We start from the raw sequence: 10,408 nt of genomic DNA, 5'->3' as shown, positions 1-10,408 counted from the left end.
GGCCACCGTAGCGGCCAGCCTTGGCGATAACTAGGCCCGCACCGCCCTGCCGGGGAGGTTCGGGATGAGCAGGTCTGGTGGCCCGGTTGGCGTCGACGAAAGGGCAACGTGCCGACGGGACAAGGGTTTGCGCTCAAAATGAGCCTCCGGATACAGTTGCACCGTCTGCCGCGTGGGCAACGTATTGCAACCTCCAGCGTCGCCCTGAGCTGATGAAAGGCAACACAAATGGTACAGAAGCTTCGGTTTGAGGGTCTCACCCTCACCGTCGAAAGCGTCGCGAAGTCCGTGGAGTTCTACGAGGGAGTCCTCGGCCTGCGGGTGGTCTATCGCTCTGAGCCAGCCTTCGCCCTGATCAAGGTCGACGGGGGCGGCTCCATCGGGCTGTTGTCGATGGACGAGGCACGCAAGGAGGGCGCCGAGGACATGACGCCGGCCCAGCGGCGGGCTATTCACGTCGAGCTGAGCGTCGACGACCTTGATGCCGCCTACGAAGAGTTGTTGGAGCGGGACATGACATTTCACGCCCCGCCGCATGACGAGCCGTGGGAGCGGGTTATGACCGGATTCGATCCCGACGGCTATTCGGTGGAGATCGCCCAGGGCCGGCGGGGCGAGAGCGGCGACGTCTGGACCAAGGAATGACGAGCCGGTGAGCACGCCTGTAACCTCCCGGGCTCCGCGTGGGTGATGTCAGAGGTTTGTAGGGCGCGGGCTCAGCCGCTGGCCGTCACTGCACGCAGTTCGGCAATTGCGTCGCGCATGATGACGGTGAGGTCTGGGTCGTCCCCGCTCAGTCATCACGTCTAGCCTGACGGCTGCGCCACTCCGAAGCCGTGACCAATCAGAACCGGACGGCGTCACGGTTCCGGGCGCCAAAGGATGCAAGGACCGTCTCCATGAGCCTCGAACAGGAAGCGAAACTAGCTGCCAACGCGGCTTTCCAGCTGCCGCCGATGGGCGGTCTGGTCAACGGGGCAACCGCAGCGACAAGGCCGCGAATGGAACTGGAGGCGACCTACTACGACACCGCCCAACTCCATCTTGCGCGTTGGGGCGTCACCCTGCGTCACCGGACCGGCGAAACTGGTCCCGCTTGGACGCTCAAGCTGCCCGGCACAGCGACGGACCAAACGCTGGAACGGCAGGAGCTGAGGTTTGCAGGTGACCGATTGGCCGTTCCGCGAAAGGCGGCCGATCTCGTCCGCGCCTATGTGCGAGGCCGGGCACTGAAACCGGTGGCTCGGCTGCACACGTCACGGAATCCCATCGAGATTCGCGAACCCGACGGCACGCTCCTGGCTGAAATCGTCGACGACGCGGTCTCGGTGCACGTCGGGCGGCGAGTGACCCGCCGGTTCCGCGAAATCGAGATCGAGACGAAGTCCCACGGCCGCAGGGGACGCCAGGCGCTTCGCTCGGCGGTGGGCCGCCTCACCGCCGCAGGCTGCGGAGACGAGCAACCCATGCCCAAGTTGATCCGCGCCATTGGCGCCCGCGCGCTGCGCCCTGCCGAGGTGGTGCTGCCCGATCTCGGCGCGCATCCGGAACCGGCGGAGCTGGCCCGACACGCCGTTGCCGGATCTGTTGTGCAACTCTTGCGGCAGGATGCGTTCGTTCGCCTCGGCGATGACGAGGAGGGCGTGCACAAGTTTCGCGTGGCCACGCGGCGGCTGCGGTCCGACCTCGCGACGTTCGACAACTTCTTCGACCGAGACCAGGCAGAGTGGCTGCGAGAGGAGCTTCGCTGGCTCGGGAATGTTGTCGGCAGGGTGCGCGACAGCCACGTCCTCGCCGGTAACTTGCAGCGAGCCGTTCACACTCTGCCCGCTGAGGACGTGGCGCTCGCACAGCCACTCCTCACACGCCTTCGGCTGCAGGCCCGAAGCGCGCGAGTGTCGATGCTTGCCATCCTGCGCAGCGAGCGTTACGACCGCGTCCTTGACGGGCTGGTCCGGGCCGCGGTCACCGGCTCGCAGCCACCGCGCCGAGGGGGTGTTCGGCAACGGCGCAAGCACCGCGATGCCATGATCATGAACAACCTGGTTCGCAAGCGCTGGCGGGGCCTCGCCAACGCCGTGGACGCGCTCGGCCCTGACCCGCCAGACGCAGCCTTGCACGACGTCAGGATCAGAGCCAAGCGATGCCGGTACACAGCCGAGGCAGTGACGCCGGCGGCAGGCGAGCGCGCGGCGCGCTTCGCGGTGGCCGTCAGCCGTCTGCAGGCAGTTCTCGGCGAACACCAGGACTCGGTCGTGGCGGAGAGGTGGCTCAGAGAGGCTGCCGACGCCATGCCGGTCAGCCGTGTGGTGGCCGGTGAGTTGATCGCTCACCAGCGCACCGAGAGAACCCGCCTGCGCGCGGAGTGGCCGTCGGTGTGGAAGACCGTGTCCGCGAAGCGCCTGCGCGCCGGGCTCTGACAAGCATGAGGGCTGTGGTTTTCAGGCGACCGGGCATTGCCCTGCACGGCTCGCCAATGCCGGCATCGACCCGCGCGGGGGAGTGGAATGAAAACGAGCCGATCGAGCACGCTCCACACTCATCACCAAAGGCGCCGGGGGAGGACCGCATTGGACCCGCAGACATTGCTCACATACCGTCGGACCGGCGTTGTCGCCGAGGACAGAGGAAGCCCATGGAACAGCTGAGCCTCGGGGTGATCGCCCGATCCCACAAGCAGAACGAGTACCGGCTGCCAATTCACCCGTCCCACCTCGACCGGATCGACCCTGCGCTGCGCACACGGATCTTTCTCGAATCGGGCTACGGCGCGCGGTTCGGCGTGTCCGACGATCAGCTCGCACCGCTGGTGGGCGGCCTGCGATCTCGCGAGCAACTCATCGAGGAGTGCGATGTCTGCCTCCTCCCCAAACCGACCGCGAAAGACCTGTCTAACCTCCGAGCCGGGCAGGTACTGTGGGGCTGGCCGCACTGCGTCCAGGACGAGACCGTCACCCAGCTCGCCATCGACCGGCGGCTGACGCTGATCGCCTGGGAGGCCATGAACCACTGGGCGGCCGACGGCGCGTATCAAGTCCACGTCTTTCACAAGAACAATGAGCTGGCCGGCTACTGTTCGGTCCTGCACAGCACCCGGCTGATCGGCACCACGGGCGAGTACGGCCGCCGGTTGCGCGCTGCCGTCATCAGCTTCGGCGCCACAGCGCGGGGCGCGGTGACTGCGTTGCACGCGCTCGGCGTTCTCGACGTCAGTGTGCTGACGCACCGCGACGTCGCCGCGGTCGCTTCGCAGATGCACACAGCGCGGCTGCTGCAGTTCGAGCGGGATGCCCGGGACCCGACCCGGGTGGTGGTCCTCGACAGTTTGGGGCCGAAGCCGGTCGCCGAGTTCCTGGCCGAGCACGACATCGTCGTGAACTGCGTTCTTCAGGACACCGATGCGCCGCTCATGTTCGTCACCAGCGAGGAGCTTGAGCTGTTCCCGCGCGGCAGTCTGTTCGTCGACGTGTCCTGCGACGAGGGTATGGGGTTCGAGTGGGCTCGCCCCACGTCATTCGACAACCCGATGCTCAGTGTGGGCGCGGGCGTCCACTACTACGCGGTAGACCACAGCCCGTCGTACCTGTGGAACTCAGCCACCTGGGAGATCAGCGAAGCGCTGCTGCCGTACCTCGGGACAGTGCTGGCCGGGCCGGCGGCATGGGAGACGGACGAGACAGTCCGCCGGGCGATCGAGATCCGCGACGGCGTGATCCAGAACCCCAAGATCCTGTCCTTTCAGGGCCGCTCAGAGGAGTTCCCGCACTACATGCTCTGATCCGACGGCCCGTGTCCTCCAAGCTCCTACGATACTTAGCGCGGCACCGCAAACCCGGGTCTTCAGCATTGAACGATGCGATGGTTGCATCCATGTGCCGAATGGAGTCGGGTGAGACGCGTCCGTCACCGGTTGTCGGAGAAGGGGCAAGCTCCTCGATCTGGTTCAGCAGCGCCACGTATCGTGGCACGGCGCTTCGAGGACGCGCCGACCGAGTCGACGACGCAGATTCGCACCACCAGTTGGCTGGGGACCGCGACTAGTCCGGACGGCGGACTTGGCGCAATAGCGCGACCGCAATCGCCCTGGGGCGGAAGACTGCGCCCACTGCGGCACGGCGCATCACCGGCCGGTGGGGGCCGGTGGGTCGGGTCAGCCAAGAGCCTCGAAATGGCTGGCCTCATCCGTGCCCGCGGCGGACGGGTGACGATCGTCAACCGGCTTGGACTGGAGGTCACGTCGTGCGAGTGGTACCGCGTCGTCTTCATGGAGCGGGCCGGCCGTCTCGGACCAGGATGGCAACTCAAAGAGCCAACGGCGACGAGCACGAATGCGCGAGTTCAGCGGGCCGCGGTCGGAGGTGGATCAGGAGCGGCCGACGATTCGTGCTGGCTTCTCAGCGCCATTAGGGACTCGCTACAGGGATGATCCAGGCTGCGACGCCATTCAGCCGGCCGTCTACGGCGAGCGTGGGAGCACAGTCCACCACCCTAGAGACCAACTTGCTGGCGAAGGAGACCTAGTCGCGCCGCGTTGAGCGAGGGGGTGACGCGGCTGATGGATTTATCCGTCGCTGCCTGATTGGCCTCGTCTGGGTTCGCTTCTCCCTCCGGTAGGATCAGGCGACCCACGCCGTGCAGCCTTGCGGATGACGCTGTCGAGCTCTGCCTTGATCACCGCGTAGCACTCGCACGACACGTCCTCGAGCCCGGGACGGTCGACGATGGTGACGACGCCGCGGTGGTACTTGATCAGCCCGGCGGCTTGGAGAACGCCCGCGGAGAGGGTGACAGTAGCTCGTCGCGATCCGAGCATCTGGCCGAGGAACTCGTGAGTGATGAGGAACTCGTCGACGCCCACACGGTCGTGGCTCATCAGGAGCCAGCGGCTGAGACGCTCCTCGTTGGAGTGGAGACGATTGCAGGCGGCAGCTTGAGCGACCTGCCCGAACAAGGCTTGGAGGTAGTCGTTGAGGATGCTACGCACCGCCGGCTCAGCCTGAACTGCCTCATCGAACGCCGTCGCCTTCATCTTCAGCACCCAGCCGGCAACCGGCGATATCGCCCGTACCGCAAGGGAGCCGCCGAGTACCAACGGGACGCCGACGATTCCCTCATTGCCCACTGTGGCCACCTCGACGATGGCCCCGTCATCGAGGGGCGTGACCAGCGAGATGACGCCGTTGAGCGGAAAATACACGTGCTCGATGACCTGCCCGGGTTCGAACAGGACCGTCTTGATCTCGAGGTAATTGGGGATGAGCGACGCGAACCAGCGGTCGCGGGGCGCAACGGGTAGCGCGTCGAGCAGCTGATTGGTGTGGTTCTCGGCGAGTCCAACTGTCTGCACCTGTGCTTCCACCTCGTAACGGGCGGGCGGTCAGCCCCTGGAGAGCCCCCGGTACCGTCGCGCCCGCTCTGGATGCGTGTACGGTACGCTACCGTACCGAGCGCTGCCCAGTCGCGCCGATCTCGATGGCGGCCGTCGTCAGCTTCCTGATCGGTGTGTTCAGCCAGAAACGATCCCACCGGGAACCGGCGTGCCCTGGAGGCTGTGTCCTGCGAGTGCTACGGCGTCCTCAAAGATCAATCGACCGGCTCGTGCGAGGGCGGCCGTCGCGGCTCCTCACCAAGGTTGAGCCCCCGCCTGGATGATTGGCCGAGGCGTGTGAGGCCTCACTTGGCGACCAGGTACGCGATGGGCAGCCCCGCCATCAGCAGGAAGGCGATGCCGACCAACGTATTGGATATCCAGCCGCTGCGAAAAACGTGCACCGCCTTCCGGCGGTTGCCGAGTATCAGCATCAGGAGGATCAATGGTGGCGCGGCCAGCCCATTCAAGAGGGCTGAGTACACCAACGCCTTGATCGGGTTGAGACCGACAAAGTTCATCAGCAAGCCGACCAACATGGAACCGATGATCACTACGTAAAAGCCGCGGGCGTGCCGGAGGCTCTTTGACAGTCCCTCGTGCCAATCAAGCGTCTCCGCCAGCGCGTAGCCGGTTGACCCCGCAAGAACCGGTACCGCAAGCGCTCCAGTGCCAACGATTCCCAGCGCGAATAGCAGTCCCGCGAAATTGCCCGCGATCGGCTTCAGCGCCTGCGCTGCCTGGTCGGCGGTGCCGATGTTGGTGATCCCGTGCGCGCCGAGCGTTGATGCGGCCGATACCAGGATCGCGAACATGATCAGCACTGCTGCCGTCATCCCGACGATGACATCAACCTGCATTCCGGATACCCGGCGTGGACTCGGCTGTTGCGCTTTTTCCCTGAGGTCCTCCGTCTCCTCGACCTCCTCGCTGCATTGCCAGAACATTAAATAGGGGGAGATCGTGGTCCCGAAGATGGCGACAAGGCCGCCCAGGTAGGCCTTGCTCATGCTGAGGTGGGGGATCGCCAGATTGGAAATGACTGCGCGCCAGTCCACGTGAACCACAGCCAGCACGGCGATGTAGGCGAACAGTGAAAGTGTCAGAAACCTGAGCAGTCTTGAATACTGGTGATACTGAATGAAGACTTCCAGCACCAGGACGACGACCGTGATGGTGATGAGGAGAGGAACGAACGGAACTGGAATCACCAGGCGTAACGACGCGGCCATGGAACCAAGGTCGGCCCCAATGTTGAATGTGTTGGCCGCGGTAACGAGGAGCGCTGCGAAGTAGAGTACGGGTGCCGCGAAGTTCTTCTTGACAAGCGACGCAAGACCTTCACGCCCCGCCAGACCAAGACGGCCGGCCAACTCCTCGACCGCGGCTGCAAGAAACAGCGATACGGGAACCGTCCACAGCATCGCGAGCCCGAACTGCGCACCGAGCTGGGAGTAGGTTCCGATCCCCGAGGGATCATCGTCAGCCGCGCCGGTAATCAACCCCGGGCCGAGGTGGCGGAAGGGGGTCAGTCGGCCTCGTCGGCGACTCGTCGGATGCACAAGGGGATGACGATCGGATCCCGCTAACGGTTGGCGTCGCGCCCTCACAGCCCGACCAGACTAACCGTCGGAGAAGCCGGCGCAGCGGTTGACGGGGCATCCCAATCGGCCGGCGCACGTCAGTCAGCGGGAGACGAGGCTCGGACTCGTGACCCTTACTTGGCGAGGTGGCGGCGCAATTCTGTATTCGGCAGGGTCGGAAATGGCCACGCGACGACTACTTACCGCCAATTTTTACGGTGGTCCACGCTGATCCCAGGGGGCGCCACACAGATGGCACGACGCTCCACGCTGATCACCAAGGTACTTGACGACCTCCCTGGTCAGCGCCTCAACCTCGCGCCCCGTCGGTTCAAGAGCGAATGTAATTGCCATGAGGTATAGGCGACGGACTGTAGGCGGGGCGCCCGGCCATGACCATGCCGGCGAAGGCAAGCCCCGACTTCGTCAACGGGACGTCGCCCCAGACCTTTGGATGCAGTTTCAGTGACCTGGCCCCCGGGCGTGAGCACGTTCATCAGCGGCACGGCGTTCGCCAGTTGCAGGACACTAGGATCGTCCCGTGCTCGCGTGGATGGATCTGGAGATGACCGGCCTCGACCCGGCGCGGCACGTGATCGTCGAGATTGCCACTCTGCTCACCGACGACGACCTCAGGCTGATCGCCGATGGGCCGGACATCGTCGTACACGCCACGGCCGACCAACTGACGCAGATGGATGACGTCGTGCGGACCATGCACACAGGCTCCGGGCTGCTGGCTGCGATCCAGACGTCGGCGATCTCCCTGGCCGACGCAGGCGCGCGAACGGTCGAATTCCTCCGCACGCACATCGACGAACCCCGAACCGTTCCCCTGTGCGGCAACTCCATCGGGACGGACCGGCGTTTTCTAGCGGCACAGATCCCCGAGGTCGACGAGTTCCTGCACTACCGATCGATCGATGTGACGAGCCTCAAGGAGCTCTGCCGACGGTGGTATCCGGACGCTCTGGGCCGCGCGCCCGCCAAGGCGGAGGCGCATCGAGCGCTCGACGACATCCGCGAGTCGATCGCCGAGCTTGCGTATTACCGATCGACGATTTTCGTCGACAACAGCGGCGTGCGACCCTCGATCGGCGACTGATTGCGGCTCCCGAGACGCCGGGAAGGCCGCCGCGTGGGTGGCACCTGAGATCCGCCCCGCGCACCCTCCTCCTTGAACTAGCGGCCGCCGCTCTGTACAGTCCGCCGCATGTCGGAGCATCCAGCCCCCGTTCGCCGCGGCCGATGGGCCCGCATCCTGCTGATCGTGCCCTTCCTCGCGCTGCTCTTCCCCACCCTGTACGCACACGCTGAGCCGCGACTGGCGGGGATCCCCTTCTTCATCTGGTACCAGTTTCTCTGGGTCATCCTCGGGGTCGGCATCACCGGGCTGGTCTATGCGTTGAACCGTGGGGACGAGGGGTGACCCACTGGGACGAGCTGATCATCGTCATCGCCATCGGCGTGCTGGTGACGATCATCGGCTTCGGCGCCTCCCGCTGGCGCAAGGCGGATCTCAACCATATAGAGGAGTGGGGGCTGGCCGGGCGGAGCTTTGGAACCATCGTCACCTGGTTCCTTCTCGGTGGCGATCTGTACACGGCGTACACGTTCGTCGCGGTTCCCGGCGTGGTGTTCGCGCTGGGCGCCTATGGGCTGTTCGCGCTCCCGTACACCATCATCGTCTACCCGCTCGTGTTCCTCACCATGCCCCGCCTGTGGCAGGTGTCGCGTAACAAGGGGTACATCACCGGCTCCGATTACGTGAAGGACCGGTTCGACAGCCGCTTCTTCGCGCTGCTCATCGCGCTGACCGGGATCGTTGCCACCATGCCATACATCGCCCTGCAGATCTTCGGGATCAAGCTGGTGCTGGCCAACATCGGCATCAGCCCCGAGGCAGCCCTGGTGATCGCCTTCGTGGTGCTGGCGATCTTCACCTACGTCAGCGGCCTCCGCGCACCCGCCCTCATCGCGGTGGTCAAGGACGGTCTGATCTGGCTGGTGGTGATCGTCGCGGTCATCTACATCCCGTACAAGTTGGGCGGGTTCGGCAACATCTTCCACAAGGTCGAACAGGTGACCGCCGCCGCCCCGGTCGGCAAGGGCAAGCCCGATGTGCTCCCGGCTTCGCTGTTCAATGCCTACAGCAGCATCGCACTCGGCTCCGCGCTGGCCCTGTTCCTCTATCCGCACTCGCTCACCGGGGTGTTCAGTGCCAAAAGCCAGCGGACCATCAAGCGCAATGCGTCGTTCCTGCCGGCGTATACTTTTCTGCTCGGACTGATCGGACTGTTGGGCTTCATGGCGATCGCAGCCGGGATCAAGCCGAGCAAGGCTTTCGGCAACAACAGCGCCATCGCCGATCTCTTCCAGAAGATGTTCCCGAGCTGGTTCACCGGAGTGGCCTTCGCGGCCATCGCCGTCGGCGCATTGGTGCCGGCTGCGGTGATGGCCATCGCCGCGGCCAACCTGTTCAGTCGCAACATCTGGCGGGAGTACGTCCATCCCGCCATGAGCCGCAGGGAGGAGGCCACGGTCAGCAAGGTGGTGTCGCTGCTCGTCAAGGTCGGCGCGCTGGCGTTCGTGCTGGCCCTGCCCACCACCGACATCATCAACTACCAGACGGCCGGCGGTGTGTGGATGATCAACGCTCTGCCGGCGCTGGTGGTGGCGCTCTACGTCAAACGACTCAACGTGTGGGCGATGGTCGCCGGCTGGGCGGGAGGCATGGGCTTGGGGACCTACGCGCTCGTCCAGGAGAAGTTCCTCTCCAGCCTCCACGACTTCGGCTTCGGCGGCAAGATCTACATCGGTTTTGCGGCCATCATCGTCAACCTTGTCGTGGTGGGCGCGGGCTCGCTGGTGGCCGCGGCGGTGGGACAGTCGACGCCGGGCAAGTTGAGCGAGGCCGACTACCGCGTGCCGGGCCTGGGCGAGGCGCAGCGGCCCGCGCTGGTGCAGCCGATGGCCCCACCGCTCGCCGGGGGCACCTGAGGCGTCGCCCCCGCCGGTGGTGGCGCCGAACTCCGCACCGATTTCGCCGATGCGCAGCTTCAAACAGGCCCTGAGGTCGGGAGCGGGAGACGAGGCTCGAACTCGCGGCCCTTACATCGCTCGGCGAGCTTTACCCACCTCGACGGTATGGCTACGATCCGCTCGCCTGGGAAATCACTTGAGGGCCGTCGATACCGGCCCCCCGGTGTCCACTGCAGCAGAGCGACGAGCGGCAGCGCCATCAGCGACGTGCGTCCAAGACCTGATTGGCCTGCAGCGCAAGCGTCACGGACTCGCGGGCGTCGCGAGCCACCCTCTAACAGGGCGCTGAAGAATCCGCCCCCAACCGCCGCGATTCTTCAGCGGGAAGCGGTGTCCGCTCACGGCGAGGTGAACTCGCCTCCGCCGACCTGGTCACTTCACGTGTCTGGGTCCTGAGGGCCGCTCCCTCAGCCTG

Annotated in this window: 8 protein-coding genes; 6 read left to right on the top strand and 2 right to left on the bottom strand. The window is 65.4% G+C overall.

Going from position 1 to position 10,408, the window contains the following annotated elements:
- Positions 1 to 228 precede the first annotated feature (228 nt).
- The 3 genes from JF886_RS00745 (at position 229) to JF886_RS00735 (ending at position 3,778) form a co-directional block, all read left to right on the top strand.
- Entirely contained in the window at positions 229 to 645 is a 417-nt protein-coding gene (locus JF886_RS00745) for a VOC family protein (protein ID WP_337308611.1), read from the top strand.
- A 254-nt stretch (positions 646 to 899) separates the two neighbouring features.
- Positions 900 to 2,420, top strand: coding sequence for a CYTH and CHAD domain-containing protein (locus tag JF886_RS00740; protein WP_337308609.1), 1,521 nt, complete (start codon positions 900 to 902; stop codon positions 2,418 to 2,420).
- 215 nt (positions 2,421 to 2,635) lie between these two features.
- Positions 2,636 to 3,778 carry a N(5)-(carboxyethyl)ornithine synthase gene (locus tag JF886_RS00735; RefSeq protein WP_337308613.1) on the top strand — a complete coding sequence of 381 codons (1,143 nt, stop codon included), beginning with the start codon at positions 2,636 to 2,638 and terminating at the stop codon, positions 3,776 to 3,778.
- Positions 3,779 to 4,561: 783 nt separating this feature from the next.
- Here the strand turns inward: JF886_RS00735 and JF886_RS00730 are convergent.
- Together JF886_RS00730 and JF886_RS00725 are read right to left on the bottom strand one after the other, a co-directional pair.
- Positions 4,562 to 5,347, bottom strand: coding sequence for a Crp/Fnr family transcriptional regulator (locus tag JF886_RS00730; RefSeq protein ID WP_337308607.1), 786 nt, complete (start codon positions 5,345 to 5,347; stop codon positions 4,562 to 4,564).
- 326 nt (positions 5,348 to 5,673) lie between these two features.
- Positions 5,674 to 6,870: an NRAMP family divalent metal transporter gene (locus JF886_RS00725; protein ID WP_337308605.1), complete on the bottom strand. Its 1,197-nt coding sequence runs from the start codon at positions 6,868 to 6,870 to the stop codon at positions 5,674 to 5,676.
- A 622-nt stretch (positions 6,871 to 7,492) separates the two neighbouring features.
- Here JF886_RS00725 and orn point away from each other — a divergent pair.
- The 3 genes from orn to mctP all read left to right on the top strand — a co-directional run bounded on the left by orn (position 7,493) and on the right by mctP (position 9,951).
- Complete coding sequence (gene orn / locus JF886_RS00720; RefSeq protein WP_337308603.1) at positions 7,493 to 8,056, top strand: oligoribonuclease; 564 nt, start codon at positions 7,493 to 7,495, stop codon at positions 8,054 to 8,056.
- 108 nt (positions 8,057 to 8,164) lie between these two features.
- Positions 8,165 to 8,380 (top strand): DUF3311 domain-containing protein, encoded by a 216-nt coding sequence (locus JF886_RS00715; RefSeq protein WP_337308601.1) that lies wholly within the window; start codon positions 8,165 to 8,167, stop codon positions 8,378 to 8,380.
- The gene (gene mctP, locus JF886_RS00710) at positions 8,377 to 9,951 is read left to right on the top strand and encodes a monocarboxylate uptake permease MctP (RefSeq protein WP_337308599.1); all 1,575 of its coding nucleotides are present in this window, start codon (positions 8,377 to 8,379) and stop codon (positions 9,949 to 9,951) included. Before JF886_RS00715 ends, mctP begins: the two co-directional genes overlap by 4 nt.
- The last annotated feature ends 457 nt before the right edge of the window (positions 9,952 to 10,408 follow it).

Origin of the sequence: Candidatus Aeolococcus gillhamiae, from assembly GCF_016464765.1 — a bacterium.
In the GTDB taxonomy this organism is placed as follows: Bacteria; Chloroflexota; Dormibacteria; order Aeolococcales; family Aeolococcaceae; genus Aeolococcus; species Aeolococcus gillhamiae.
Note: the sequence above shows the minus strand (reverse complement) of the source record. Positions and strands in the feature narration are given on the sequence as shown.